The 25,981-nt window shown below is 72.4% G+C and carries 27 protein-coding genes; 19 read left to right on the forward strand and 8 right to left on the reverse strand.

Annotated features, from left to right (window positions below):
- The first annotated feature begins 8 nt into the window (after positions 1 to 8).
- Together ACE3TA_RS19095 and ACE3TA_RS19100 are read left to right on the forward strand one after the other, a co-directional pair.
- Positions 9 to 782, forward strand: a complete 774-nt coding sequence (locus ACE3TA_RS19095; RefSeq protein WP_374575918.1) for an SDR family NAD(P)-dependent oxidoreductase — start codon at positions 9 to 11, stop codon at positions 780 to 782.
- A 244-nt stretch (positions 783 to 1,026) separates the two neighbouring features.
- On the forward strand, positions 1,027 to 1,452 hold the full coding sequence (locus tag ACE3TA_RS19100; protein ID WP_374575919.1) for a helix-turn-helix domain-containing protein: 426 nt from the start codon (positions 1,027 to 1,029) through the stop codon (positions 1,450 to 1,452).
- Between the two features lie 76 nt (positions 1,453 to 1,528).
- On the opposite strand, the gene ACE3TA_RS19105 is transcribed toward ACE3TA_RS19100, so the two are convergent.
- Positions 1,529 to 2,146, reverse strand: a complete 618-nt coding sequence (locus ACE3TA_RS19105) for a TlpA family protein disulfide reductase (RefSeq protein WP_374575920.1) — start codon at positions 2,144 to 2,146, stop codon at positions 1,529 to 1,531.
- On the opposite strand from ACE3TA_RS19105, the gene argH reads away from it, so the two are divergent.
- From argH to lysA, 3 genes are read left to right on the forward strand one after another with little or no spacing between them, the layout of a single operon-like run.
- A complete protein-coding gene (gene argH / locus ACE3TA_RS19110) occupies positions 2,147 to 3,583 on the forward strand; it encodes an argininosuccinate lyase (RefSeq protein ID WP_374575921.1) in 1,437 nt (478 codons plus the stop codon).
- Positions 3,580 to 3,888, forward strand: a complete 309-nt coding sequence (locus tag ACE3TA_RS19115; RefSeq protein WP_374575922.1) for a hypothetical protein — start codon at positions 3,580 to 3,582, stop codon at positions 3,886 to 3,888. The genes argH and ACE3TA_RS19115 overlap by 4 nt, the downstream gene beginning before the upstream one ends.
- Positions 3,888 to 5,174 carry a diaminopimelate decarboxylase gene (gene lysA / locus ACE3TA_RS19120; protein WP_374575923.1) on the forward strand — a complete coding sequence of 429 codons (1,287 nt, stop codon included), beginning with the start codon at positions 3,888 to 3,890 and terminating at the stop codon, positions 5,172 to 5,174. Before ACE3TA_RS19115 ends, lysA begins: the two co-directional genes overlap by 1 nt.
- Positions 5,175 to 5,183: 9 nt before the next feature.
- Here lysA and ACE3TA_RS19125 read toward each other — a convergent pair whose 3' ends face one another.
- The gene (locus ACE3TA_RS19125; RefSeq protein WP_374575924.1) at positions 5,184 to 5,627 is read right to left on the reverse strand and encodes an N-acetyltransferase family protein; all 444 of its coding nucleotides are present in this window, start codon (positions 5,625 to 5,627) and stop codon (positions 5,184 to 5,186) included.
- 120 nt (positions 5,628 to 5,747) lie between these two features.
- Here ACE3TA_RS19125 and ACE3TA_RS19130 point away from each other — a divergent pair, with 120 nt between their 5' ends.
- Positions 5,748 to 7,466 carry an ATP-binding protein gene (locus ACE3TA_RS19130; RefSeq protein ID WP_374575925.1) on the forward strand — a complete coding sequence of 573 codons (1,719 nt, stop codon included), beginning with the start codon at positions 5,748 to 5,750 and terminating at the stop codon, positions 7,464 to 7,466.
- A 59-nt stretch (positions 7,467 to 7,525) separates the two neighbouring features.
- On the opposite strand, the gene ACE3TA_RS19135 is transcribed toward ACE3TA_RS19130, so the two are convergent.
- From ACE3TA_RS19135 to ACE3TA_RS19145, 3 genes are read right to left on the reverse strand one after another with little or no spacing between them, the layout of a single operon-like run.
- On the reverse strand, positions 7,526 to 8,020 hold the full coding sequence (locus tag ACE3TA_RS19135; RefSeq protein ID WP_374575926.1) for a 2'-5' RNA ligase family protein: 495 nt from the start codon (positions 8,018 to 8,020) through the stop codon (positions 7,526 to 7,528).
- A 5-nt stretch (positions 8,021 to 8,025) separates the two neighbouring features.
- Complete coding sequence (locus ACE3TA_RS19140) at positions 8,026 to 8,553, reverse strand: phosphoribosyltransferase (RefSeq protein ID WP_374575927.1); 528 nt, start codon at positions 8,551 to 8,553, stop codon at positions 8,026 to 8,028.
- Complete coding sequence (locus ACE3TA_RS19145; protein WP_374575928.1) at positions 8,546 to 9,433, reverse strand: DUF3426 domain-containing protein; 888 nt, start codon at positions 9,431 to 9,433, stop codon at positions 8,546 to 8,548. The genes ACE3TA_RS19140 and ACE3TA_RS19145 overlap by 8 nt, the downstream gene beginning before the upstream one ends.
- Positions 9,434 to 9,489: 56 nt before the next feature.
- Between ACE3TA_RS19145 and ftsE the strand changes: the two genes are divergently transcribed.
- Genes ftsE through ACE3TA_RS19165 form a run of 4 tightly spaced genes read left to right on the forward strand, consistent with a single transcriptional unit; the run spans position 9,490 to position 12,457 of the window.
- Positions 9,490 to 10,212 carry a cell division ATP-binding protein FtsE gene (gene ftsE / locus ACE3TA_RS19150; protein WP_374575929.1) on the forward strand — a complete coding sequence of 241 codons (723 nt, stop codon included), beginning with the start codon at positions 9,490 to 9,492 and terminating at the stop codon, positions 10,210 to 10,212.
- Positions 10,213 to 10,225: 13 nt separating this feature from the next.
- Complete coding sequence (locus ACE3TA_RS19155) at positions 10,226 to 11,119, forward strand: cell division protein FtsX (RefSeq protein WP_374575930.1); 894 nt, start codon at positions 10,226 to 10,228, stop codon at positions 11,117 to 11,119.
- A gap of 13 nt (positions 11,120 to 11,132) precedes the next feature.
- Positions 11,133 to 11,747, forward strand: a complete 615-nt coding sequence (locus tag ACE3TA_RS19160) for a YdcF family protein (protein ID WP_374575931.1) — start codon at positions 11,133 to 11,135, stop codon at positions 11,745 to 11,747.
- 2 nt (positions 11,748 to 11,749) lie between these two features.
- A complete protein-coding gene (locus tag ACE3TA_RS19165; protein ID WP_374575932.1) occupies positions 11,750 to 12,457 on the forward strand; it encodes a lysophospholipid acyltransferase family protein in 708 nt (235 codons plus the stop codon).
- A gap of 226 nt (positions 12,458 to 12,683) precedes the next feature.
- On the opposite strand, the gene ACE3TA_RS19170 is transcribed toward ACE3TA_RS19165, so the two are convergent.
- Positions 12,684 to 13,226: a gamma-glutamylcyclotransferase gene (locus tag ACE3TA_RS19170; RefSeq protein ID WP_374575933.1), complete on the reverse strand. Its 543-nt coding sequence runs from the start codon at positions 13,224 to 13,226 to the stop codon at positions 12,684 to 12,686.
- A gap of 24 nt (positions 13,227 to 13,250) precedes the next feature.
- On the opposite strand from ACE3TA_RS19170, the gene ACE3TA_RS19175 reads away from it, so the two are divergent.
- The 7 genes from ACE3TA_RS19175 to ACE3TA_RS19205 all read left to right on the forward strand — a co-directional run bounded on the left by ACE3TA_RS19175 (position 13,251) and on the right by ACE3TA_RS19205 (position 21,225).
- Positions 13,251 to 14,285 carry a DUF2125 domain-containing protein gene (locus ACE3TA_RS19175; protein WP_374575934.1) on the forward strand — a complete coding sequence of 345 codons (1,035 nt, stop codon included), beginning with the start codon at positions 13,251 to 13,253 and terminating at the stop codon, positions 14,283 to 14,285.
- Positions 14,286 to 14,374: 89 nt separating this feature from the next.
- The gene (locus ACE3TA_RS19180) at positions 14,375 to 15,181 is read left to right on the forward strand and encodes a chorismate mutase (RefSeq protein ID WP_374575935.1); all 807 of its coding nucleotides are present in this window, start codon (positions 14,375 to 14,377) and stop codon (positions 15,179 to 15,181) included.
- Positions 15,182 to 15,211: 30 nt separating this feature from the next.
- A complete protein-coding gene (gene hisC / locus ACE3TA_RS19185; RefSeq protein WP_374575936.1) occupies positions 15,212 to 16,339 on the forward strand; it encodes a histidinol-phosphate transaminase in 1,128 nt (375 codons plus the stop codon).
- A gap of 4 nt (positions 16,340 to 16,343) precedes the next feature.
- Entirely contained in the window at positions 16,344 to 17,276 is a 933-nt protein-coding gene (locus ACE3TA_RS19190) for a prephenate/arogenate dehydrogenase family protein (protein ID WP_374575937.1), read from the forward strand.
- Positions 17,277 to 17,471: 195 nt separating this feature from the next.
- Positions 17,472 to 19,025, forward strand: coding sequence for a DHA2 family efflux MFS transporter permease subunit (locus ACE3TA_RS19195; protein ID WP_374575938.1), 1,554 nt, complete (start codon positions 17,472 to 17,474; stop codon positions 19,023 to 19,025).
- A gap of 96 nt (positions 19,026 to 19,121) precedes the next feature.
- Entirely contained in the window at positions 19,122 to 20,015 is an 894-nt protein-coding gene (locus ACE3TA_RS19200) for a DMT family transporter (protein ID WP_374575939.1), read from the forward strand.
- Between the two features lie 64 nt (positions 20,016 to 20,079).
- Positions 20,080 to 21,225 (forward strand): glutathione S-transferase C-terminal domain-containing protein, encoded by a 1,146-nt coding sequence (locus ACE3TA_RS19205; RefSeq protein WP_374575940.1) that lies wholly within the window; start codon positions 20,080 to 20,082, stop codon positions 21,223 to 21,225.
- Here the strand turns inward: ACE3TA_RS19205 and ACE3TA_RS19210 are convergent.
- Complete coding sequence (locus tag ACE3TA_RS19210) at positions 21,222 to 24,008, reverse strand: ATP-dependent DNA helicase (protein ID WP_374575950.1); 2,787 nt, start codon at positions 24,006 to 24,008, stop codon at positions 21,222 to 21,224. The genes ACE3TA_RS19205 and ACE3TA_RS19210 overlap by 4 nt on opposite strands.
- A gap of 204 nt (positions 24,009 to 24,212) precedes the next feature.
- Between ACE3TA_RS19210 and ACE3TA_RS19215 the strand changes: the two genes are divergently transcribed.
- Entirely contained in the window at positions 24,213 to 24,680 is a 468-nt protein-coding gene (locus ACE3TA_RS19215; protein WP_374575941.1) for a response regulator, read from the forward strand.
- A 13-nt stretch (positions 24,681 to 24,693) separates the two neighbouring features.
- Here ACE3TA_RS19215 and ACE3TA_RS19220 read toward each other — a convergent pair whose 3' ends face one another.
- Positions 24,694 to 25,161: a hypothetical protein gene (locus ACE3TA_RS19220; RefSeq protein WP_374575942.1), complete on the reverse strand. Its 468-nt coding sequence runs from the start codon at positions 25,159 to 25,161 to the stop codon at positions 24,694 to 24,696.
- A 114-nt stretch (positions 25,162 to 25,275) separates the two neighbouring features.
- Here ACE3TA_RS19220 and ACE3TA_RS19225 point away from each other — a divergent pair.
- A partial coding sequence (locus ACE3TA_RS19225) for a DEAD/DEAH box helicase (RefSeq protein ID WP_374575943.1) occupies positions 25,276 to 25,981 on the forward strand: 706 nt, incomplete at its 3' end.

Below are 25,981 nucleotides of genomic sequence, written 5' to 3' on the forward strand. Positions count from 1 at the left end.
AGCCTTCCATGACCGAGACCCTCAGCCGCTCCGTGCGCGGCTCCGCCGTCCTGATCACCGGCGCGGGAAGCGGCATGGGCCGGGCCACCGCCGAGGTGTTCGCCGCCGAGGGCGCGCATGTGGCCGTCACCGACCATGCCGGCGAGGCGGCCGAGGCGGTGGCCGCCGGCCTGCGCGCCAAGGGCCTCAGCGCCGAGGCTTGGCGTCTCGACGTCTCCGATCCGGACCAGATCAAGGCGGTGGTTGAGGCCGCCGCCCAGCGCTTCGGCCGCCTGGACATCGTGGTCAACAACGCCGGGATCTCGGCCTTCGCGCCGATCGACTCCGCCGACTACGAGACGGTCTGGGAGCGCAGCCTGTCGGTGCTGCTCACCGCCCATCCGCGGGTGATCCGCGCGGCCCTGCCCTACCTGCGCCGATCGCCCGCCCCGCGCGTGGTCAACATCGCCTCCACCGAGGCCCTGGGCGCAACCTCGCGCGACAGCCCCTACGCGGCGGCCAAGGCCGGCGTCACCGGCCTCACCCGCGCCCTCGCCGTCGAGCTCGGCCCGGAGGGGATCACCGTCAACTGCATCTGCCCCGGTCCCATAGACACGGCCATGACCGCCTCCGTCCCCGACGCGGACAAGGCCGTCTTCGCCAGGCGCCGCACGGCGCTGCGCCGCTACGGCGCGCCCGAGGAGGTGGCGCACATGACGCTCAGCCTGTGCCTGCCGGCCGCCTCCTACATCACCGGCGCGACCATCCCGGTCGACGGCGGGCTGATGGCGCGCAACGCCTGACGCGCCCTCGTCCTACAGGTTGCAGTCAGTTGTGAAACACAACTGAAGCATTGCGGCCCTCTCCACGCCTGAATCGTAATGTCTGGTGCTGGAACCGGCCTGAACATGATTCTCCGCGACGAGCCGCGCCGCACTGCGGCGATGTGGCGCTTTGGAGAACGGTGGCCGATCCAGTAGTTACCGAGTTTGATCGAACATCGTTCGACCGTCCCGAAGGGCGGATCGACTGAGGAGAAGAACAGAAGTGTCGGAGCCTTCCACCAAGACGCCGGATCCCATGGACGTGGCCCTGGGCGCGGCCGTACGCATCCGTCGGCGGTCGATCGGCATGTCGCAAGAGGCCCTGGCTGAGCAGTGCAACGTGAGCTTCCAGCAGATCCAGAAGTACGAGAACGGCGCCAACCGCATCTCGTTCTCCCGGCTGGTGCAGATCGCGCGCGCCCTGCGCTGCCGCGTGGTCGATCTCCTGGACGTGCTGGACACCCCCGATCACGAGGGCGGCGCCGACATCGACCTGCTGAGCCGCATGCGCACGCCGGGCGCGCTTGAGCTCTTGGCGGCCTATGAGCGCCTGTCGCCGGAGGGCCGCACCTCGCTGGTCACCTTCCTGCGCGCCCTGACCGGCGGCCGCGCCGAAGCCGCCGCCTCCAAGGAAACGGCCGCCGCCTGACGAGGCCTGCCGACGGCCCCGGCCGTCGCGCGAAGGAAAAAGGGCGCCGGTCCCAGCGGATCGGCGCCCTTTTTCGTCATCCCTCGTCCAGCACCTTGTCGATCAACGCCTTGGCGTCGGGCCCGGACCAGTCGGCGCCTCCCGACAGCCTCGCCCGCTCGATCCCGTCAGCGCCGTAGATCACCGTCGTCGGCATGCCCACCGCCTGGGGCTTCAGGTCGAACGGCAGCTTCGCCGCCGGGTCGATGTAGAACTTCAGGGGCGCGTTCTGGGCGATGAACGCGCGGGCCTTGGCCTGGTCGTCGTCGCCCTTGTCGATGCTGATCGCCACCACCTCCACCGGCTTGCCCTGATACTCGGCGGCCAGCTTGGCCAAGGTCGGCATCTCCAGCCGGCACGGCGCGCACCAGGTGGCCCACAGGTTCACCACCAGCACCTTGCCCTTCAGGTCGGCCAGCCGCAGCCGCTTGCCGTCCGCATCCAGGAAGCTGTCGGCCGGCGGCGCGCCCGCGTCGGCCGAGAAGGTCAGCTTGGACATCTCGCCCTTGGCCAACGCCTTCAGATCGCTATGCGCGGGATTGGTCGAAGCCTGGACGATGATGTAGACAACCGCCGCGACGCCGAGGAGGGCGGCGCCCCAGAGCCCCCATTTCAGCATGTCGGGCTTGGGTTTCGCCGTAGGGTGCTCGCTCATATGTCCAATGACTCCGTAAACGCCCCGGCCGCTCCGGACACGTCCGAAGCAAAGGGCCAGGGCCAGGCAATGTGGGGCGGACGCTTCTCCGCCAAGCCCGACGAACTGATGCAGGCGATCAACGTCTCCATCGGCTTCGACAAGCGTCTGGCCGCCCAGGACCTCGCCGGGTCCCGCGCGCACGCGGCGATGTTGCGCAAGCAAGGCGTGATTTCAAGCGAGGACGAGGCCCTGATCCAGCAAGGCCTGGAGACGGTGGCCCAGGAGATGGCCGCCGGGACCTTCCCCTACCGCGACGAGTTCGAGGACATCCACATGAACGTGGAGGCCCGGCTGCGCGAACTGATCGGCCCCACCGCCGGCCGGCTGCACACCGCCCGCTCGCGCAACGACCAGGTGGCCGTCGATTTCCGCCTGTGGGTGCGCGGGGCCTGCGACCGCACCGTCGAGCAGCTCAAGACCCTGCAGCGCGCCCTCGTCGCCCAGGCCGAAGCCCACGCCGACACGCTGATGCCGGGCTTCACCCACCTGCAGCCGGCCCAGCCGGTCACCTTCGGCCACCACATGATGGCCTATGTGGAGATGTTCGGCCGCGACGCCTCGCGCTTCGCCGACGCCCGCGCGCGGATGAACGAAAGCCCGCTCGGGGCCGCGGCCCTGGCCGGCTCGCCCTTCCCGATCGACCGCCACGCCACCGCCAAGGCCCTGGGCTTCGACCGGCCCACCGCCAATTCCCTGGACAGCGTCTCCTCGCGCGACTTCGCCCTGGAGGCCCTGGCGGCGGCGGCGATCTGCGCCACCCACCTGTCGCGCCTGGCCGAGGAGATCGTGGTCTGGATGACGCCGCAATTCGGCTTCATCAAGCTGTCGGACGCCTTCACCACCGGCTCGTCGATCATGCCGCAGAAGAAGAACCCCGACGCGGCCGAGCTGGTCCGGGCCAAGGCCGGGCGCCTCCTGGCCTCCTTCACCCAGCTCGCCGTGGTGATGAAGGGCCTGCCGCTCGCCTATTCGAAGGACATGCAGGAGGACAAGGTCCCCACCTTCGAGGCGTTCGACGCCCTGGAGCTGTCGCTGGCCGCCATGGCCGGCATGGTCCGCGACTTCGCCCCCCAGCCCGAGCGCATGGCCGCCGCGGCCGGCGCCGGCTTCTCCACCGCCACCGACCTCGCCGACTGGCTGGTGCGCAACTTGGACATGCCCTTCCGCGACGCCCACCACGTGACCGGCGCGGCCGTGAAGCGCGCCGAGGCCCTGGGATGCGATCTGGCCGATCTGTCGCTGGACGAGCTGAAGGCGCTTGAGCCGCGCATCAATGAGGGCGTCTATCAGGTGCTGACGCCCGCCGCCTCGGCCGCCAGCCGCACCAGCTATGGCGGAACCGCCCCAGACCAGGTCCGCGCGCAGGTGGCGCGCTGGAAGGAGATCCTGCAATGACCCTTCGTCCGATCGCCCTCGCCGGCCTGATCCTCGCCGCCGCCTCGCTCGGCGGCTGCGGCAAGCTCGGCGAGCTGGAACGCCCCGGCCCGCTGTTCGGCGCCGGCCGCAACACCACCAAGGGCGCCGACGAGACCAAGCGCCAGGCCGACGACCCGCGCCGGCCGGTCGACCAGGAAAGCATGCGCCAGCGCTACACCGACCCGGCCCCGCCGCGCACGATCCCGATCGAGGGCACCTCGCCCAGCCCGACCCAGACCGCGCCGCAGGGCGCCCTGCCCGACCCCTACGCGAACCCGCGCTGATGGATCATTTCGAGTTCCGGGGTGGCGAACTCTATTGCGAGGACGTCCCCCTCGCCCGCATCGCCGAGACGGTCGGCACCCCCGTCTACGTCTATTCCACGGCCACCCTCGAGCGGCACTTCCAGGTGCTGCGCGACGCCCTGACCGCCGCCGGCGTGACCGGCGCGGGGGGCGGGCCGCCGCTGATCGCCTTCGCGGTCAAGGCCAACTCCAACGTCGCCGTCCTGGCCACCCTCGCCCGCCTGGGCGCCGGGGCCGACACGGTGTCGGAGGGCGAGATCCGCCGCGCCCTGGCCGCCGGCGTGCCGCCCGAGAAGATCGTCTTCTCCGGCGTCGGCAAGACCGAGGCCGAGATCGCCTTCGCGCTGAAGGCCGGCGTCGCCGAGATCAACGTGGAGTCCGAGCCGGAGATGGCCACGGTCTCGCGCGTGGCCCGGGGCCTGGGCGTGCGCGCCCAGGTCGCCATCCGCGTGAACCCCGACGTGGCCGCCGGCGGCCACGCCAAGATCGCCACCGGCAAGAGCGAGAACAAGTTCGGCGTCTCCTTCGCCGAGGCCGAGCGGCTCTACGCCAAGGCGTCCAACGACGCCGGCCTGCGCCCCGTGGGCGTGGCCTGCCACATCGGCAGCCAGATCACCGACCTGGCGCCCATGGAGGCCGCCTTCTCCAAGATGCGGGGCCTCGTCGAGCGCCTGCGCGCCGAGGGCATGAACGTCGAGCGCCTCGACCTCGGCGGCGGCCTCGGCGTGCCCTACTTCAACCAGCCCGAACCGCCCTCGCCGGCCGACTACGCCGCCATGATCGCGCGGGCGATGAAGGGCCTGGACGTCGCCTTCGCCTTCGAGCCCGGCCGCATGATCGCCGCCAACGCCGGGGTGCTGGTCTCCGAGGTGATCCACGTCCACGTCCGCCCGGAGGGCCGCCGCTTCCTGGTGATCGACGCGGGCATGAACGACCTGATCCGCCCGGCCATGTACGACGCCTTCCACGACATCCGTCCGCTGAAGCCGCGCGAGGACGAGCCGGAGGTCTACGACGTGGTCGGCCCGATCTGCGAGACCGGCGACACCTTCACCCGCGACCGGCGCCTGCCGCCGCTCCAGGCCGGCGACCTGATCGCCTTCATGAGCGCCGGCGCCTACGGGGCGGTGATGTCCAGCGAGTACAATTCGCGCCTGCTGGTCCCCGAGGTGCTGGTCAAGGGCGACCAGTTCGCCGTGATCCGCCCGCGCCCCACCTACGAGGACATGCTCGCCCTGGAGCGCCCGGCCCCCTGGCTCGGCTGACGGCGCGCCCTACAGCGCCTTGCGGTACTGGATGAACCCCGAGCGCTCGGCCACCCGGTCGTAGAGCAGTCGCGCCGTGGCGTTGGTCTCGTGGGTCAGCCAGTAGACGCGCGTGGAGCCCGCCTCCCGCGCGGCGTCGTAGACCGCCTCGATCAGCGCCCGTCCCACGCCCTGGCCGCGCGCCTCGGGGCTCGCGAACAGGTCCTGCAGATAGGTCGTCGGCCCGATCATCCAGGTGCTGCGGTGGAAGACGTAATGGACCAGGCCGACCAGCCGGCCCGCGTCCTCGGCCACCAGCGCGTGCACCGGCTCGTAGGCGTCGAAGAACCGCGCCCAGGTCATGCGCGTCACCGCCTCGGGCGCGACGGTCTCGTAGAAGGTGTTGTAGCCCTCCCACAGGGGCGCCCACTGGTCGAAGTCCTCGGGGCGCACGGGGCGGATGGCGACGGTCATGGACCCCTGCATAGCCGAGAAACCGCCGTGGGGCGAAACGTCGCGGCCGAAACCCTTCTTGAACACAAGCCGGGCATGGTCGCGCCCCTGTGTTTCCTTACGCGAGCTGGGGGGCGAAGCGTGCGGCTTGACGAGGTGTTCGACGACGGCCGGGACGGCGCATCGCTCGAGATGAGCGCGCGCAGCCGGCCCGTGCGCGTGTTCGCGGCCTGCCTCGTGGCCCTCCTGCTCACCGTGGGTTTCAACATCTGGGCCGGGGCCGCCTGGCTTACGGCCAACCTCTGCCTGGAGGGCCTGATCGAGCGGCGCCGGCGCCAGTTCCGGGCCGGGCGGCGCTGGCCGCCGAATTCTCCGGCGCGCGTGCTGCCGATGGTGCTGTTCGCCACGACCTGGTCGGTGATGGCCGCGGGAAGCTGGATCCACGGCGCGCCGGGCATGAAGTTCGCCGCCCTGATCATCCTCTTGGCCATGCTCATCGAGGGCCTGAAGTACGGCGCCACCAGCGGCGGCGCCTTCGCCCTGATCGCGCCGATCCCCTTCGCCGCCCTGGGCGCGGCCGTCTGCTTCTTCGGCGGCTACGGCGGCTGGGACCTGATCTTCGTCGTCCTCACCATGGTCGGCCTGGGAGCCTATGTGTTCGACGCCGCGCGGGCCGTGCGCGCCAACGCCCGCGCCCTGGAGGAGGCCCGCGCCCAGGCCCAGGCCGCCAGCGAAGCCAAGTCCGCCTTCCTGGCGATGATGAGCCACGAACTGCGCACGCCGATGAACGGCGTCCTCGGCATGGCCCACGCCCTGGCCTCCACCGAGCTCGACCGCAAGCAGGCCGACTACCTGGACATGATCGTCCAGTCCGGCGACGGGCTGATGGCCATCCTCAACGACATCCTAGATCTGTCCAAGATCGAGGCCGGCAAGCTGGAGCTGGAGACCGTCAGCTTCGACCTCGCCAGGATGAGCCGCCAGCTCTACCTGTTCTGGGGCGAGACCGCCCGCGCCAAGGGCGTGGAGCTCGTGCTCGAGGTGGCGCCCGGCACGCCGGCCTGGCTCGCCGGCGATCCGGTGCGCGTGCGCCAGATCCTGCTCAACCTGATCTCCAACGCCCTGAAGTTCACCGAGGCCGGCCAGGTGTCCGTGCGCATCCGCCCCGCCCCCGGCCTCGGCGTGGAGCTCGCCGTCAGCGACACCGGCGTCGGCATGAGCCAGGAGCAGCAGGCCCGGCTCTTCCAGGCCTTCTCCCAGGCCGAATCCTCCACCGCCCGCCGCTTCGGCGGCACCGGCCTTGGCCTGTCCATCTGCCGCCAGCTCGTCGAGCTGATGAGCGGGACGATCATCGTCGAAAGCCGCCTGGGCGAGGGCTCCACCTTCCGCGTGCGCCTGCCGCTCGCCGCCGCCGAGGCGCCCCGCGCCGCCGCCGAGCCCCGCATCGTCAGCCTGGAGGGCCGCCGCCTGCTGGTGGTCGACGACAACCAGGTGAACCAGGTCGTCGCCCGCGCCGTGCTGGAGGCGGCCGGCGCCGACGTGGCCGTGTCCGGCGACGGCGCCGACGCCCTGGCCCGCCTCGCCGCCGAGCCCTTCGACGTGGTGCTGATGGACGTGCGCATGCCGGTGATGGACGGGATCGAAGCCCTGGCGCGCATCCGCGCCGGCAAGGCCGGCCCGGCCGCCGTGCCGGTGATCGCGCTCACCGCCGACGCCATGTCCGGCGAACACGAGCGGCTGCTGGCCAAGGGCTTCGACGACGTCCACCCCAAGCCGGTCCAGCCCGCCGCCCTCCTGCAGGCCGTCGCCGCCTGCTGCGCGCCCGCCCCGGCCGCGGCGCAAGAGCGGCTAGCCAGCTAGAGCGCGATCCGCAAAAGTGGACACCGGTTTTGCGACCGGATCGCGCTAAAGACTTTAAATTAGAGCGCGAACCGCTCCAGCGGGATCCAGCCCTCCTCCGAGCGGGCGTAGAGGCTCACCGCCTCGGCGCGCGCCGTCAGCGGCAGGATGCGCGGCGCCTCGGCGCGGATGCGCGCGAGCACGCCCGGCGCGGCCTGGGCGATCGTCAGGTGCGGGATGATGGACGCATGGGCCCCGCCGAAGGGCGGATGCGCCGGGAACGCCGCCGCCAGGGCCTCGATCAGCCGAACGGCCGGCGCGGGATCGGCGGGCTCCAGCCAGACCCCGCCCTGGAACGCGCCGAGCCGGTCGAAGGCGAACTCGAGCGGCGCAAAGCCCCTCAGCACGTCGCGCAGGCGCACCCGGGCGGCTTCGTCGAAGGCGCGGCTGTCCATGAACGGATAGATCAGCGTCACGTGGGCCGGCATGCCCAGCCGGGCCGCCGGATCGTGCTTTCGCCAGCGGCGCAGGGGCGGGTCCAGCTCCGGCAGCGCCAGGACCAGGCCGGTCTCCACGCCGCCTAGTCCAGCGCGCCGATGTAGGGCAGGCCGCGCAGCCGCCCGCCCGCGTCCATGCCGTAGCCCACCAGGAAGCGGGCCGGCGCGGGCCAGGCGACGAAGTCCGGCTCGATGGCCCTGGGCGTCGGCCAGGGCTTGGCGGCGAAGACCGCGGTCAGCACCTCCCGCGCCCCGGCGTCGCGCACCAGCCGGGCGGCCTCGCTCAGCGACAGGCCCGTGTCGATCACGTCGTCGACGATCAGCGCCGTGCGCCCGGCCAGCGGCCGCTGCAGGTCGGCGCGCACTTCGCAGCGCCCCAGGCTCGCCCGCTCGTCGCCGTAGGAGGCCAGCCACAGGGCGTCGAAGCCCACGTGCCGCCCGGCCCGCGCCAGGGCCCGCGTCAGGTCGGAGGCGAACCACAGCCCGCCGGTGAGCAGGCATACCGCCACGGTGTCGTCGTCAATGCGCGGGGCGATCTCCACCGCCAGGGCGTCCACCCGCTCGGCCACCTCGGCCTCGCTGAGCAGCACGTCGGGCTTGGCCTCAGCCATGGTCGTCCAGGGTGTAGGGCGTCTCCATGTCCAGCGGCTTGGCGTCCACCGGCGCGGGGGGCGGCGGGGCGGCGGCCTCCGCCGGTCCGCGAAGCTCCGGGGCGGCCTCGGCGGCGTGCGGATCGGCGGCCGGGGCGGTCCCGGCGTGGGCCGGCAGCTCCGGCGCGAAGGCGATCTCCAGGTCGCTGGCGGTCCTGGGCGGGTCCAGCATCACCAGGGCGAAGTGCCGCGTCTCGCCGGGCGGGATGCGCGGGTCGGCGGCGCGGGCGATCTTGGTGGCCACCGGCTTGCCGGCCTTGTCCAACAGGCTGATGCGCAGCGGCGGGGTGACGATCGGCCGGCCCTCGATGTTGCGGATCACCCCCGACACCGACAGCGCCGCGTGGCCCTCCTGCAGCGAGGGCTCGGCGCTCACCCCCTCGATGGTCAGGCCCAGGCTGTTCACCGGCAGGCCGACGCTGGCGTAGGCCCCGGCCGTCTTCGGCCACAGGCGCACCACGTCCACCCGGAAGACGATCGCCAGCGCGATCAGCACCGCCAGGGCCGCGGCCATGCCGGCCCAGATGATCCCCGTGGTCGCCGCCTCGCGCACGCGGCGGGTCTCGTCGGCCTTGGCGCGGAAGGCCTTGGGCAGGTCCTCGCCGGTGAGCGCCTCCTCCTCGGCGGCGGGCTCGACGACGAGCTCCTCCGCCGCCGGCTCCGGCGGCGCCGGCTCGCTCGCCTCGACCGGCTCGGCCAGCGGTTCGAGCGCGGGCTCAGGCTCCGGATACGCGGTCCACCGCGCGCCGCAGGCCGCGCATTTCACCAACCGGCCCTCGGGAGGAATCTTCGATTCGTCCACGAAATAGCTGGTGGCGCACTCTGGGCAGGTCAGTATCATGAAGGCGAATCGGCCGCTCCAGGCTCCCCTTACCGAGGTCGCCGATTTCGGTCTCCATGTCCAGAAAACCGCTCTCTTCAGGCGCTCCGGACGCCGAATCCGCCGTTGTCCGCTTCGATGACGTTTCGATGCGCTACGGGCGGGCGCCGGAGACCCTGAAGGATCTGAACTTCGCCCTGCCCCACGGCTCGTTCCACTTCGTCACCGGCCCGTCGGGCGCGGGCAAGAGCTCGCTGCTCAAGCTGATGTACCTGGCCGCCCGTCCCTCGCGCGGCCTGATCCACCTGTTCGGCCAGGACGTGGCCTCGGTCTCGCCGGAGAACCGCCCCTTCATGCGCCGCCGCATCGGCGTGGTGTTCCAGGAGTTCCGCCTGCTCGACCACCTGTCGGCGTTCGACAACGTGGCGCTGCCCCTGCGCATCGCCGGGCGCAAGCCCGACAGCTATCGCCACGATGTGGCCGAACTGTTGTCGTGGGTGGGCCTGAAGGACCGGATGCACGCCATGCCGCCCACCCTGGCCGGCGGCGAGAAGCAGCGGCTGGCCATCGCCCGCGCCGTGGTCAACCGCCCCGACATCCTCCTGGCCGACGAGCCCACCGGCAACGTCGACCACGAGATGGGCCTGCGCATCCTCAGGCTGTTCGTCGAGCTGAACCGGATGGGCACCACCGTGATGATCGCCACCCACGACCAGGACCTCGTCGCCCGATCGGGCATGCCGGTGCTGCACCTGGAGCGCGGACGGCTGGTGGAGCTGCCCGCCCGCAAGTGGACATGACCGGGGCGCGGCGATGAGCGAGCTGTTCGACGCCGACGCCTGGCGCCCGGCGCCCTTCCTGCCCGAACAGGACGCCCACGACGGGGCGCTGACCTTCGTGGTGGCCGTCCTGTGCTTCCTGGCCTGCCTGACCGCGCTCGGCGTGATCGCCTCCAACCGCGCCGCCCACGGCTGGACCGGCCAGCTCACCGGCGAGGCCACGGTGATCGTGCGTTCCAAGGGCGCGGACAGCCCCGACGCCGCCGCCGCCCGCGCCGCCGAGGCCCTGGCCGGCGCCCCCGGCGTCGCCGAGGCCCGCGCCCTGGAGCGGGAGAAGGTGGAGGCCCTGATCAAGCCCTGGCTCGGCTCGACCATCGACATGGAGGACCTGCCGGTGCCGCGGCTGGTCGCCGTCACCCTCGACCCCGAGCACCCGGCCACCTCGGCCAGCCTCTCCCGCGCGCTGAAGGCCGCCGGCGTCGACGCGGCGGTGGACGACCACTCCATGTGGATCGGCGACATCCAGCGCTCGGCGCGGCTGACGCGCTGGGCGGGGGCCGGGGTCTTCCTGCTGATCGCCGCCGCGGCCGCCGCCGTGGTCGCCTTCGCCACCCGCGCCGGCCTGGCCGCCCGCCGCGACGTGGTCGAGACCCTGCACCTGACCGGCGCCGAGGACGGCTTCATCGCCCAGCTCTTCCAGGTTCGCTTCGCCAGGACCGCCGCGGTGGCGGGCTTGTTCGGCGCGGCCGGCGCGGCGATGATCGGCGCGATCCTGCGCCTCATCGGGGGCGGCGCGGGATTGACGCCGGTCTTGCCGGTCAAGTGGATCGACCTCTTGGCCGTCGTCCCATGCCCCCTCGCCGCGGCCCTGGTGGCCGCCGTGGCCGCGCGCATCACCGCCGCGGCCCTGATCCGGGAGATGGCATGATCCGGGAGATGGCATGAGGGGCGCCGCCGCCATCCTCGTCGTGGCGATGATCTGGACCGCCGGCCTGCTGGCCTTCGCCGCGCGGGTCGCCGCCTCCACGCCCGCCCCCGATCCGGCGCCGGCCGAGGGCGCGGTGGCGCTCACCGGCGCGGGCTCGGGCGAGCGGATCGCCGCGGCCATCCATCTGCTCGAGGACGGCAAGGCCAAGCGCGTGCTGGTGTCCGGCGTCAACCGCGAGGTCAGCCGCGAGGAGGTGCGCAAGCTCGGCGGCGCCGTGCGCCCGCTCTACGACTGCTGCGTCGACCTCGGCTTCACCGCCGCCACCACCCTCGGCAACGCCCGCGAGACGGCCGAGTGGGCCCGGGCCATGCGCTACTCCAGCATCATCGTGGTCACCGCCGACTATCACATCCCGCGCGCCATGCTCGAGCTTCGCGGCGCCATGCCGCGCGCCAGGCTGACGGCCTATCCGGTCGCCACCTCGGCGGTGGACGCCCACCGCTGGTGGCGCACCACCCGCGGCGCGCGCTTGATGATCGTGGAGTATTGCAAGTATCTGGCGATCCTCGGACGGGAGGCCGTGCTGGGGCTGGGGCCCAAGGACGAGGCGTCTTCCCGGAAAGGATGACCGTGACCGCCCTTCGTTCGCTGCTGTTCGTGGCCCTGTTCTATCTGTGGTCGGCGGTGGTCGCCGTCGCCTGCACACCGATCCTGCTGGGCCCCGCCGGCTGGACCCTGAGGATGTTCGAGATCTGGGGCCGCGGCATCATCGTGCTCCTGGACGTCTGCTGCGCGGTCAAGGTCGAGGTGCGCGGGCGCGAGCACATCCCCCAGGGCGCCTCGCTGGTCGCGCCCAAGCACCAGTGCATGTTCGACGTCTTCGCCCAGTTCACCTTCCTGCCGGGAACCTGCTTCGTCATGAAGAAGGAGCTCACCTGGATTCCCTGGTTCGGCTGGTACGCCAACAAGGTGGGCACCATCGTCGTCGACCGCGAGGGCCATTCGGCCGCCCTGAAGAAGCTGGTGCGCGAGGCCAGGGAGCGCTTCGCCGAGCACCGCCAGGTGGTGATCTTCCCCGAAGGCACGCGGGGCGTTCCCGGCCAGGGCGGCGACTACAAGCCCGGCATCGCCGCCCTCTACCGCGAGCTCGGCGTGCCGGTCTGCCCGGTCGCCACCAACTCCGGCGTCCACTGGCCGCGCCACGGCTTCCTGCGCAAGCCCGGAACCATCGTCTTCGAATACCTGGAGCCGATCCCGCCCGGCCTCAAGCGCGTGGAGTTCATGCGCCAGCTCGAGGAACGCATCGAAAGCGCCTCCAACAAGCTCTTGGAGCTCTAGCCAGCGGTCCTTCTCCCCTTGCGGGAGAAGGTGGCCTGCGAATGCAGGTCGCATGAGGGGGCTCTCAGACCTCTCCCCTTCCGCTCATCCCAGCGAAGGCTGGGACCCAAGCTGCCTCGCAGCTCACTGATCCGACGGCCGGGCGCGACCCCTCACCCGACCCCGCTCCGCGGGGCCACCCTCTCCCGCAAGGGGAGAGGGGTCGCCGCACCGCAGCCTCGGCCCTCTAGCCGCCCGTCAGCTCCCTGGCCTCCACCAGCGACAGCAGCCGCTCCATGGCCTGGTCGTGGACGCCGTCGTGGCGCAGGTGCTCCACCAGGTCGCGCAGGTAGTCGACGTTGCGGCCCGACAGCCCGGTGGCGCCGGCGATCAGCTCGGCCTGCCGCTCCAGCGACAGGTCGCCGGCCCATTGCGGATGGCCGCGGTCGGAGACGAACACCAGCGCCCGCGGCCGCCGCCCGTCGGCCGTGCGCACGAAGCCGGTGGTCTCCACATAGGTCTCGGTGGGCTGCTCGCGCTCGCGCAGGTAGGCGTAGGTCTCGTCCCAGTCGGCCTCGGCCACGCGGTAGGCCACGCCGCGCGTCGCCCCGCCGGGCGCGAGACCCAGCACCAGCCCCGGCCGCTGATAGGTGCCGCGGTGGTGGACGGAATAGATGCAGAAGGCGCGCCTGCGGCCGTGTAGGGTGGCGGCTCGTCGCTCGACGAACGAAAATCCAGGCCGCCACATCAGCGACCCGTATCCGAAGACCCACCGCTCAACCGCCGTCACGCCACGCCCCGTAAGCTTGCCTCCATGTCTGTGCCCGATCCCCAGCCCGCCCGCAAACCCAACCGCTTCTGGCTCTACGCCCCCTTCGTCCTGCTGCTGATCGGCGCCGTCGCCTGGAGCGGTTTCTGGATCTGGGCGCGCAACCGGATGCTGAGCGCCATGGACGGCCAGGCCGACGCCCTGCGCCAGGCCGGCTACGAGGTCTCCTGGAAGAGCCGCAAGCTCTACGGCTATCCCTTCCGCCTGGACGTGGAGCTCACCGACGCGCGGCTGCGCGACCCGTCCGGCTGGGGCGTGTCGAGCCCGCGCTTCGAGGCCGAATCCTACCTCTACGCCCCGGGCCACTGGGTGATGGCCACGCCCGAGGGCTTCAGCCTGCTGCGGCCCAGCGGCGGGGCCGTGGTCGTCACCGGCCAACTGCTGCACGCCAGCCTCGTGGGCCAGGACCAGTCCATGCCGCGCTTCGTCTTCCAGGGCACGAAGGTGGCCTTCGCCCCGGCGGCCGGCGCGGCGCCGTTCGCCCTGGCGTCGGCCGAGCTGGCGGCCCTGCGCGTGATTCCCGGCCCCGACGACCAGGGCGCGGCGCAGCTTCGCGTCGAGGGCGGCAAGGCCCGCGCCGGCACGGTCCTGGGCGATCTGGCGGGCGACAAGGCCGTCGCCGTCGACTGGGACTCGATTCTGTCGAAGATGAGCGGCTTCGACGGCGCCGACTGGGCCTCGGCCGTCCGCGCCTGGTCGCGGGCCGGCGGTCGGGCCACCGTGCGCCAGGCCGGGATCACGGCGGGCGACACGGCGCTCAACGTCCGCGCCGGCCGGCTGGCGGCGGGCGCCGACGGGCGCCTGACCGGCGACCTGTCGCTGGAACTGCGCGGCGCCGGCGCCGCCGTCGCCGCCCTCGCCAGGAGGGGCCTGATCTCGCAGGAAACCGCCGAGTCCGCCGGCGCCGTGGTCGCCGCGCGCCAGGGGGCCGGCGACAGCGCCCAGGTGGACCTGGTGTTCCAGGCCGGGCGCACCACGCTTGGGCCGGTCTCCCTCGGGCCTGCGCCGAAACTCTACTAGTTGCAGACGCAACAATCTTGCGGCGGACCGGCCTATTGCACGCGTCCCCGCAATGACCTAAGCGCCAATCCTTCGTTTCGGGAGAAATCATGGCCGACGCCGATCAAAGGCCCCCTGCGCCGTCGCTGGACGAGGTGCGCAAGCGCATCGACGCCGTCGATACGGCCTTGCTGGCCCTGATCGAAGAGCGCGCGGGCCTGGCCCGGCAGGTCGCCGCCGCCAAGGCCGCGGCGGGCGACGTCGGCAAGTTCGGCCTGCGCCCCGGCCGCGAGGCTCAGCTCCTGCGCCGGCTGGTCGGCGAGGGGCGCGACGCGGCCACCACCGCCCTGGTCGTCAAGGTCTGGCGCGAGCTGATCGCCGACAGCCTCTCCCGCCAGGGCCCGTTCCACGTCTCCGTCTTCGGCGGGCGCGATCCGATCCGCGCGGTCGACGGCGCGCGCCTGCGCTTCGGCGTCGCCCCGCCGCTGCGGATGGTGGCCAAGCCGGAAGAAGCCCTGGCCGCGGCCCGCACCCTGGGCGGCGTGGCCGTCATGAGCCTCTCCAGCGAAACGCCCTGGTGGGGCCGGCTGCTGGCCGAGCCGAAGCTGAAGGTGTTCGCCGCCCTTCCGTGCCTGGCCGCCTGGGGGCCGATGAACGCCCTGGCCGTCGCCGAGGTCGACGTCGAACCCACCGGCGCGGACAACACCTACTGGGTCACCGACGCGGCCACGCCGGCCGGCGCGGTGGTCGAGGCCCTGGCCCGCGACGGCGCGGCCGCCGAGCTGGTCGCCGACGCCGGCGGCCTGAAGCTCTTCTCCCTGGCCGGCTTCTACCAGGACCACGACGAGCGCCTGGCCCGCGCGCCCGGACGGCTTTCCGGCGTCATCGGGGCTGCGCCCGCGCCGCTGGACGTGTAAGAGGCGGGGCTCCACAGTTCTTGTGAGCCCATGTCAGACACCACCGCCCTCGCCGATCGCGCCGCCGCGGCGCGTCCCCTCCCCAAGCCCGGCATCCTCAACATCGGCGCCTACGTGCCCGGCAAGGCCAAGGTGGAGGGCGTCGAAGACCCCTTGAAGCTGTCGGCCAACGAGAACGTCCTGGGCTCTAGCCCCAAGGCCAAGGCCGCCTACCTCGGGGCGGTGGACAGCCTGCACCTCTATCCCGACGGCCGCGCCTCCGGCCTGCGCGCGGCGATCGCCGAGCGCTACCGCCTGGAGCCGGAGCGGCTGGTGTTCGGCTGCGGCTCGGACGAGCTGTTCCAGATGCTCAACCTGATGTTCCTGGAGCCGGGCGACAACATCGTCCAGGGGCAGTACGGCTTCGGCGCCTACGCCACCATCGCCCGCGCCTGCCAGGCCGAGGTGCGCATGGCGCCCGAACCCGGCTACCGCATCGACGTGGACGAGATCCTGAAGCTGGTCGACGGCCGCACGCGCCTGGTCTTCATCGCCAATCCCGGCAATCCCACCGGCACCTACATCGGCGGCGAGGCCGTGCGCCGGCTGCACGCGGCCCTGCCTCCCAGCGTCGTCCTGGTGCTGGACGGCGCCTACGCCGAGTTCGTCGACGATCCGGCCTACGAGGACGGGACCGACCTGGCCCGCACGGCCGAGAACGTGGTGGTCACCCGCACCTTCTCCAAGCTGCACGGCCTGGCGGCCCTGCGGGTGGGCTGGGCCTACGCCCCCGAGGCGATCGCCGCGGCCATGGAGCGCATCCGCCCGCCCTTCAACATCAACATCCCGGCCCAGCTCGCCGCCGTCGCCGCCCTGGAGGACGAGGAGTTCCAGGTCCGCTCCCTGGCGCTGATGGCCCAGTGGCGGCCCTGGCTCGCCCAGCAGCTCGGCGGCCTGGGCCTGGAGGTCGTGCCCTCGGCCGCCAACTTCCTGCTGGTCGGCTTTCCCAAGACCCCCGGCAAGACCGCGAAGGAAGCCGGCGCCTATCTGGAATCCCGCGGCCTGATCGTGCGCGGCGTCGCCGGCTACGGCCTGCCCGACCACCTGCGCATCACCATCGGCCTGGAGGAGCACAACCGCGCCATCGCCGACGCCCTCGCCGACTTCATGAGGGCCTGATCCGATGACCGGCGCGATCTATCCCAAGATGGCCGTGATCGGCTGCGGCCTGATCGGCTCCTCGCTGATCCGCGCCGCGCGCCGCGCCGGCGTGGTCGACGAGGTGGCCGTCACCGACCTCAGCCCCGAGGTGCTCAAGCGCGTCCACGTGCTGGGCCTGGCCGAGCACGTCACCGGCGACGTGGCCGAGGCGGTCGCCGACGCCGACCTGGTGGTGTTCGCCGTGCCGGTGCTCACCATGGGCGAGGCCGCCAAGAAGGCCGCCCACGCGCTCAAGCCCGGCGCCACCGTCACCGACGTGGGTTCGGTCAAGTCCGCCGTGGCCGAGGCCCTGGCCGCCGAGCTGCCGGACAACGTCTTCCTGGTCCCCGGCCACCCGATCGCCGGCACCGAGCAGTCCGGCCCCGACGCCGGCTTCGCCGAGCTGTTCGACAAGCGCTGGACGATCCTCACGCCCCTGCCGCGCACGGACGAGGCCTACCAGGGCGCGGTCAAGCGCCTGTCGGCCTTCTGGACCGCCATCGGCGCCAACGTCGAGGTGATGGATGAGAAGCATCACGACCTGGTGCTGGCCGTCACCAGCCACCTGCCCCACCTGATCGCCTACAACATCGTCGGCACCGCCGCCGACCTGGAGGAGGTCACCCAGGCCGAGGTGATGAAGTACTCCGCCGGGGGCTTCCGCGACTTCACCCGCATCGCCGCCTCCGACCCCACCATGTGGCGCGACATCTTCGTGGCCAACAAGGACGCGGTGCTGGAGATCCTCGGCCGCTTCACCGAGGACCTGCAGGCCCTCTCGCGCGCCATCCGCTGGGGCGAGGCCGACAAGCTGCACGACCTCTTCAGCCGCACCCGCGAGATCCGCAGGGGCGTCATCGCCGCCGGCCAGGAAAGCGCCGAACCCAACTTCGGCCGCGACCGCGACAAGCACTGACCGGCCGCGCCGGGCCGGCCCGCCGAGCCGGAATCCTCGAAAGCTTGGCCGTCGGCTTGACGTGACGCGATCTTTTGGAGCACGCCTCCCGGCTCCATCTATCTCCAGCGTCGCGCCGCCCGGCCCGGCGCTGGAAAGACGAACGTTCCGGCCCGCCAGCGTCCGAAGAGGCGCGGGCCGGCCCAGGGAGGGTCCATGGCCGAGGCCGCCGACAAGCCGTTCGCGCCGGCGCCGATGACCGGCATGACGCTGGCGATCACCGCGGTCGCCCTGGCGCTCGGCACCTTCATGCAGGTGCTGGACAGCACCATCGCCAACGTCTCGATCCCGACGATCGCCGGCAACCTGGGCGTCAGCTCCAGCCAGGGCGCCTGGGTGATCACCTCCTTCGCGGTGGCCAACGGCGTCTCGGTGCCGCTCACCGGCTGGCTGATGATGCGCTACGGCGTGGTGAAGACCTTTGTCGGCTCGGTGCTGCTGTTCACGGCCGCCTCGTTCCTGTGCGGAATATCCTGGAACCTGGAGTCGCTGATCGCCTTCCGCATCCTGCAGGGCGCGTTCTGCGGCCCGATGACGCCCGGCTCCCAGGCGCTGCTGATCATGATCTTCGCGCCCCAGCGGCGGGGCACGGCGCTGGCGATCTGGTCGATGACCACCCTGGTCGCGCCCATCTGCGGGCCGATCCTGGGCGGCTACATCTCCGACAACTACTCCTGGCCCTGGATCTTCCTCATCAACGTGCCGGTGGGCCTCTTGTGCGGCCTCGTCTGCTGGCGCGCCATGGCCAGCCGCGAGACGCCCACCCGCAAGATCCCGGTGGACCGCACCGGCTTCATGCTGCTGCTGATCTGGGTGGGCGCCCTGCAGGTCATGCTCGACACCGGCAAGGACGCCGACTGGTTCAACTCGCCGGCCATCGTCGTCGAGACGGTCGTGGCCATCGTCGCCTTCATCGCCTGGCTGATCTGGGAGCTCAGCGAGGAGCACCCGATCGTCGACCTGTCGCTGTTCAAGTCGCCCAACTTCGCCCTGGCCACCCTGGTCTATTGCCTGGGCTTCGGCGTCTTCTTCGGCAACGGCCTGCTGCTGCCGCTGTGGCTGCAGACGCAGATGGGCTACGTCGCCACCTGGGCCGGGCTGGTCGCCGCCCCGTCGGGCGTGGTGGCGGTGCTGCTCACGCCGTTCGCGGCCAGGCTCATGAACCGGGTGGACGCGCGCTGGACGGGCACGGCCTCGCTGGCCGCCTTCGCCCTCTCCTTCTTCATGCGCTCGGGCTACACGCCCGACGCCAGCTTCTCGGTGCTGGTCATGCCGATGCTGGTCCAGGGCGTGGCGATGAGCATGTTCTTCGTCTCCATGGTCACCCTCATCCTCAACGACGTGGCGCCGGACCAGGTGCCGCAGGCCTCGGGCCTGTCGAACTTCGCGCGCCTCACCGCCGCCAGCTTCGCCGCCTCCCTGGCCACCACCATCTACGAAACCGACGCCAGCGTGCACCAGACGCGCCTGGCCGAGATCATGGGTCCGGGCGATCCGGCCCTGCACGCCGCGCTGGCCGCCCTCCAGGGCGCGGGCCTGTCGGCGCAGCAGGCGTTCGGCGCGATCGTGCACCAGGTTTCCGGCCAGGCGTTCGTGATGGCCGCGCTGGACTTCTTCCGGGTGTCGGCCTGGCTCATCGTGCTGCTGATCCCCTGCATCTGGCTCACGCGAAAGGCCATGCCGGGCGGCCACGTCGCCGCGGCCGACTGAAACGCGCGCTGCTGACAGCTTCTTGCGCCGGGGTGGTTCCCACGGCCCCGCTCTCCTGCTAGTCGCGCCCTCGCCGACTATGCGGCCGGAGTCCTCATGAAGCGCGTCGCCTTTCTGTCCCTGATCATGGCGGGCGTCTTCTGGGGCATGGGCTTTCCCCTCGGAAAGCTGATCCTCACCGAGACCGAGGCCGCGCACATGGTGCTGCTGCGCTTCGCCGTCGCAGCCCTCGCCGCGGCCCCCTTCGCCCTGCGCACGGCCGAGGCCCGCGCCCTCTTCCGCTCGCCCGCGATCCTGGCCGCCGGCGCCTTCTACGGCGTCGCCTTCCTCGTCCAGTTCGAGGCGCTGAAGTACGTCAACGTCACCATGGCCGCCCTGCTCGTCGGCCTGATGCCGGCGCTGATCGCCGTGGCCGCCAAGGTGGTGGGCGAGCACGTCAGCAGGGGCGCCATGGCCGGCGTCGCCGCCGCCACCCTCGGCGCGGCGCTGATCGCCGGAAAGCCCGGCGAGGCCGGCTCGCCCCTGGGGATCGCCCTGGCCGTCGGCTCGCTGTTCATCTTCCTGGCCTGGCTGATGGCGCTGCGCCGCGCCCCGCCCGCGCCGACGGCGATGGCCGTGCCGGCGGTCACGGTGATCGTCGCGGCGCTCACCATCCTGCCGATCGCCTTGGTCATGCACGGCCCGCCGCGGCTCGACCTCAGCGCGCCGGTCTGGGCCGCCATCGTCGGCCAGGGCGTCTTGTCCACCCTGGCCGCCACCGCCGCCTGGCAGTTCGGCGCCTCGCGCGTGGGCAGCGCCAGCGCCGGGGTCTTCATCAACATCGAGCCCCTGATGGGCGCGGCTCTGGGCGTGGCCCTGTTCGGCGACCGCCTGACCCCGACCCTGCTCGCCGGCGGCGCCCTGATCATCGCCGGTAGCTTCGTCGTCGCCCTGGGCGAGAAGAACGCCCCGCCCGACGACATGGCCAAGAGCCCGCCCACGCCGGCCTGAGGCTTCAAACCTTCGCCGCGGCGCGCTAGGCCTGGGGCCTCATTTCATTTGAGCCTTTGAACCCATGACCTATCGCCTCTACGGCACGCCGGGATCGCTCTACACCGGCAAGGCCCGCGCCTATCTGATCAAGCAACGGATCGCCTTCGAGAACCGCGCCGCCGGCGAGGCCCGCTTCCGCGCCGAGATCACGCCGAAGATCGGCCGCTGGATCATCCCGGTGCTGGAGACGCCCGACGGCGCCCTGATTCAGGACGGCTCGGAGATCATCGCCCACTTCGAGGCCGAGGGCGGCGTCCGCCTGCCGGCCTATCCCGCGACGCCCCGCCACCGCCTGATCGGCCAGGTCTTCGAGCTCTTCGGCGGCGAGGGCCTGCTGCGTCCGGCCATGCACTACCGCTGGAACTTCGACGAGACCAACCGCGCGTTCCTCTCCAGGGACTTCCCCGCCGCCCTCGCCCCCACCGGCGCGTCGGAGGCCGACCAGGCCGCCGTCTTCGAGATGGCCGCCGGGCGCATGCGCAAGGCCATGGCGAGCTTCGGCGTCGGCCCCGAGAGCATCCCCGCCGTCGAGGCGGCCTACGCCAGGTTCCTGGCCCTGTTCGACGCGCACCTGGCGGCCTCGCCCTACTTGCTCGGCGGGCGGCCCACCATCGGCGACTACGGCCTGATCGCCCCGCTCTACGCCCACCTGGCGCGCGATCCGTTCCCGGCCCGGCTGATGCAGCAGACCGCCTTCCGCGTCTGGCGCTGGACCGAGCGGATGAACGCGGCCGACCAGGACGCCGGCGAATACGGCTGCCCGCCCGCCGAGCTGTTCGAGGCCGACGCCGTCCCCGACACGCTGAAGGCGCTGATGGCCTTCGTCGCCGAGGACTACCTGCCCGAGGTCGAGGCGTTCGTGGGCTTCACCAACCGCTGGCTCGCCGAGCACCCGGGGATCGAGCCCGGGACCAACGGCCTGCCGAGGCTCCAGGACCGCGCCATCGGCCAGGTCGAGTTCGTCTGGCGCGGCGTGCCGATCAAGGTCGGCGTCATGCCCTACCGCGTCTATCTGCTGCAGAAGATCCAGGACCTGGTCGACGCCGCCGCCCCGGCCGAGAGGGCGGCCATGGAGGCTCTCCTGGAAGAGACCGGCCTGTCGGCGCTCCTGTCCCTGCGGGTCTCGCGCCGGGTGGTGCGCAAGGACTTCCTGGAGGTCTGGGCCTAGCCGTCCGCCTTCGGCCCCAGGAACGCGGCCGTCGCCTCGATGGCCTCCACCAGGCCCATGCGCTCGATCTGCACGCCCTCCGGCAGGCCGGAGAACAGCCGCGTCGGCGAGGCTGCGTCCAGCATCACGAACACGCCCTTGTCGTCGGCCCGGCGGATCAGCCGGCCGAACGCCTGGGCGATCCGCGCCCGGGCGATGGTGTCGTCATAGCCCTTGCCGCCGAAGCGGCCGCGCCGGGCCTTGTGCAGGATGTCGGGCCTGGGCCAGGGCGCGCGGTCGAAAACCAGCAGCCGCAGCGAGCGGCCCGGCACGTCCACCCCGTCGCGCACCGCGTCGGTGCCGAGCAGGCAGGCGTCCTCCTCGGCGCGGAAGATGTCCACCAGCGCGCCCACCTCCAGCGGGTCCACATGCTGGGCGTAGAGCGCCAGGCCCTTGTCGGCCAGCGGCGCGGCGATCTTCTCATGCACCGCCTTCAGCCGCCGGATGGCGGTGAAGAGGCCGAGCCCCCCGCCCCCGGCCGCCAGGAACAGCTCGCGCATCGCCGCGGCCACCTGGCGCGGATCGTCCCGCCCCACGTCCGTCACCACGAAGGCCCGCGAATTGGCCGCATAGTCGAACGGCGAGGCGAGCCGCAGCGTCTTCGGCCGGTCCGGCAGCCGCGCCGCCCCGGTGCGCATTTCGGCCAGGGCGAAGGGATCGTCGAGGGTGGAATCGGCCAGGGTGGCGCTCGTCACCAGCACCCCGTGCGCCGGGGCGATCACCGCGTTGGTCAGGGGCTCGGTCGGGTCCACCCAGTGGCGGCGGCAGGCCGCGTCCACCACCCGCCCGTAGAGGAAGGTCGCGTCGAACCAGTCGACGAAGTCCGGGTCGTCCTCGGCGTCCTCGTCGATCGCCTTCAGCATCGAGCGCCAGGCCGGCAGCATCATCCGCGCCCGCCGGTCCAGCCCGCGCAGCGCGCCTTCGATCCGCGCCCGGTCGCCGGTCGGCAGGCTCGAGGCGTCCTCGTCCAGCACGTCCTCCAGGTGGCGAGCCAGCGCCAGCAGCGGCGCCTCCACCTTGGCCAGCGCGACCGCCGCGTCGCGGGCGGTGTCGCGCACCAGGTCCAGCGCCGGGCGCGCGGCGCACTCCATGCCGATGTCCGAGCCGGCCGCGCGGGCGCGAAGCTGCTCGATCACCGCCACCAGGAAGCCTTCCACCGGCCCGATCGGCCGCACCTCGCCGTTCGGCGGGGCGATGCGCCCGCTCCAGCCTTCGCCCGGCAGGCCGGCGGCGGCGTGCACGGCGTCGTCCAGCGCCCGGGCCGCCTCCTCGCGATCGCCCAGCACGTCCTTCAGCCGCGCCTCCAGCCCCCGTCCGCGCCGCCCGCGCCCTTCCGGCCCGCGGATCCAGCGGCGCAGCTCGGCGGCCTCGGCCCCCGACAGCGCCGCGGAAAAGGCGCTGTCCGCGGCGTCGAACAGGTGGTGGCCCTCGTCGAACACGATGCGCTTCAAAAGGCTCGTCTCGCCGTCGGCCTTGGAGCCGCGCGCCGCCCGCGCGCCGTCGAACGCGGCCTGGGTCAGCACCAGGGCGTGGTTGGCGATCACCAGGTCGGCCCGCCGCGAACCGCGGATCGCCTTCTCCACATAGCAGGCGCGGTAGTGCGGACAGCCGGCGTGGATGCATTCGCCCCGCCGGTCCACCAGGTTGCCGGCGCTGGCCTGGGCGGCGGTCGGCACGGCGAACAGGCCCGGCAGCCAGGCCGGAAAGTCGCCGCCGGTCATGTCCCCGTCGCGGGTCGCGCGGATCCAGCGCGCGGTCAGCCCCAGGCCGATCAGGTCGCCATTGCCGAGCTGGGCGGCGTTGGTCGCGTCCTGGAAGTTCAGGAGGCACAGGTAGTTTTCGCGCCCCTTGCGCACCACCGCCTTCTTCGCCCGCACCCTGGGGTCGGGATAAACCGAGGCGCTCTCGCGCTCGATCTGCCGCTGCAGCGCCCGCGTGTAGGTCGACACCCACACCGAGGGCCCGTTCGCCTCGGCCCACAGCGAGGCCGGCGCCAGATAGCCCAGGGTCTTGCCGACCCCGGTGCCCGCCTCGGCCAGCATCATGCGCGGCTCGCCCTCGCGCTCGCGCGGCTGGAACACATAGGCCGTCTCGGCGGCGTACTCGGCCTGGGCCGGACGGGTCTCGTCCAGCCCGCCCCGGTGCAGCAACTCCTTCAGCCGCTCGACGGCGGCCTCGGGCGCGATGGGCCGCGAGCCCGGCTCGCCCGGCGGCGCCTGGTCCTCCCACTCGGCCACGCGGGTCCACACGTCCAGGCCCGAGCCGCGGAAGGCGTTGCCGATCGGCGCCGAGCGCAGCGCTCCGATCGCCGCCGGGCCCCAGGCCCAGCCGCCCCGCGCCAGGGTCTCGGCGATGGCCAGCGCCTCCTCCCGGCTGGGCTGCGGCGCCAGCGCCAAGTCCTCGATCAGCCGCCGGCAGGCCTCGCGCAGCGCCGCCGCCTGCTCGGCCGCGCCGCGCGGCTCGGCCAGCCCCAGCGCCAGGGCCAGCCCCGCCGCCGAGGGCGCGCAGAACTGCGCCGGCCGCGCGAAGGCGAACAGCTCCAGCGCGTCGAACGTCCGCGGCGACCTGGGCGAGGCGTTCAGCCCCAGCCGGCGCGCCGTCATCGCCGCGTGGGCGACCAGCACGGGTCCGCGCTCGAACAGGTCGCGCGCGTCCGGCGCGCGCGCGGTCCCCGCGCCAGAGGCGTCGGCGATCCCGGCGCGCGGGCCGGGCAGCACCACCAGGGCCGGGGCCAGGTCGAGCATGGCGGAGGGGGCGTTCACCGCTCCTAGCTAGCCTGTTCCGCCCCGAAACGAAACAGGAACGACGGGGTCGGCCGGCCGCCGGGCGAAAATCGTCGCGGCGGGCGCCAAAAAATCTTCCGCGGGCGCGGCCTCGGTAGCCCGCTGGAAACCTTGACCATGACAGATGGGGCCAGGCTTCTCACCTGGCCCGGCTCGGACTCGTCCATGGCGCCCTCGCAACCGCGCGTGAACATCCTCGTGGTGGACGGCAATATCGGGATGCGCAGCATCCTGACGGCGGTGCTGCGCGCCCTGGGCTTCACCTCGATCCATCTGGCCGACGACGGCGACGAGGCCCTGACCATGATCCCCAAGGTCAAGCCGGACCTGATCATCGCCGACCTCTATCTGCCGGTGTCCGAGAGCCTGAGCTTCATCCGCACGCTCAGGGCCGACGAGGCCAGCGCCTTCAGCATGGTCCCGATCATCGTCGCCACCGGCCATCCCGAGGACGCGCACGTGCGCGCCTGCCTGGCGGCCGGGGTCGACCACCTGCTCGCCAAGCCGGTCACCGGGCGCACCCTGGCCGACCGCATCCTGCGGGTGATCAACGAGGACCGCGTGTTCGTGCGCACCGACGACTACATCGGCCCTCAGCGCTCTCCGGCGGTCGCCGCCCTGCTGGCGAGCTGAGCCCGGCCGGGCCTCAGAACAGCGAGCCCAGCCACAGCCAGAAGCCGCGCCACAGGTTCATCAGCCACTGGATCAGCCGCTCGATCGGCGAGGCCGGCGGCTTGGGCTCCTGCGGCGGCTCGGGCGGAGCGGCGGGCGCCTGGATCATGTCCGGCGCGACGGCGGGCCCGTTGTCCAGTTGCGCCGGCGGGGCGGCGGCCTCCGTCGCGGCCTGGACCGCCGGCGCGGGCTCGGCCTTCGGCGCCGCGGCGGCGGCGGCGGCCGGCTTGGGCGCGGGCCTGTGCGTCTTGGGCGGATCGTAGCCGACGATCTCGTTGTCCCCGGCCCGGCGCCAGTAGCCCTCGGCGTCCTTGCAGGCCAGGATCTGCCCGCCCGCCGCATCCTGCCAGCGGCACCCCGGCGGCGCGGGCTCGGCCGCCGCCGTTGTCGCGGCGGCGAGCGCCAGGGCGGCCGCCACGGCCGGCGCAATCTGCTTGATCATCACGCTCCCCATCGCTTCCGAAAAAGCTCTCTGACCGCGAAGTCAGCGCCCCGCCGGGCTTGCGCGTCAAGCCGGGACAGGCGAAACGGAACGGGAACATGCTATAGGCCCGTCATGGCCGAAGACGCCGCCGCCCGCGCCGACCCGCTTCCGCCCCGCTTCGCCGCCTGGTTCGCCCAGCGCGGCTGGGCTCCGCGCGCCCATCAGCTCGCCATGGTCGAGCGCGCCCGCGCCGGCCGCGACGCCCTGCTGATCGCGCCCACCGGCGGCGGCAAGACCCTGGCCGGCTTCCTGCCCAGCCTCATCGAGCTTTCCGAGCGCCCCCCGGCCAACACGCCCCAGGGCCTGCACACCCTCTACATCTCCCCGCTCAAGGCGCTCGCCGTGGACGTGGAGCGCAACCTGATGGCGCCGATCCTCCAGATGGGCCTGCCGATCGTCGCCGAGAGCCGCACCGGCGACACCGGGATCTCCCGCCGCCAGCGCCAGCGGGTGAAGCCGCCGGACATCCTGCTCACCACGCCCGAGCAGCTCGCCCTCTTCTGCGCCTGGGAGGGCGCGCGCGCCTATTTCGAGAACCTGTCGCGGGTGATCGTCGACGAGATCCACGCCATCCACTCCTCCAAGCGCGGCGATCTCCTGGCCCTGCACCTGGCCCGCCTGCAGACCTTCGCCCCCAACCTGCGCCGCGTCGGCCTCTCCGCCACCGTCGACGACCCCGACGTCATCCGCCGCTGGCTGGCCTTCGGCAAAGCCCCGGACGACGACGCCCCAGATCCTCCCCCCCTGGGGGAGGTGGCTCGGCGCGCCAGCGCCGAGA

It is taken from the genome of Phenylobacterium sp. (genome assembly GCF_041916435.1).
Taxonomy (GTDB): domain Bacteria; phylum Pseudomonadota; class Alphaproteobacteria; order Caulobacterales; family Caulobacteraceae; genus Phenylobacterium.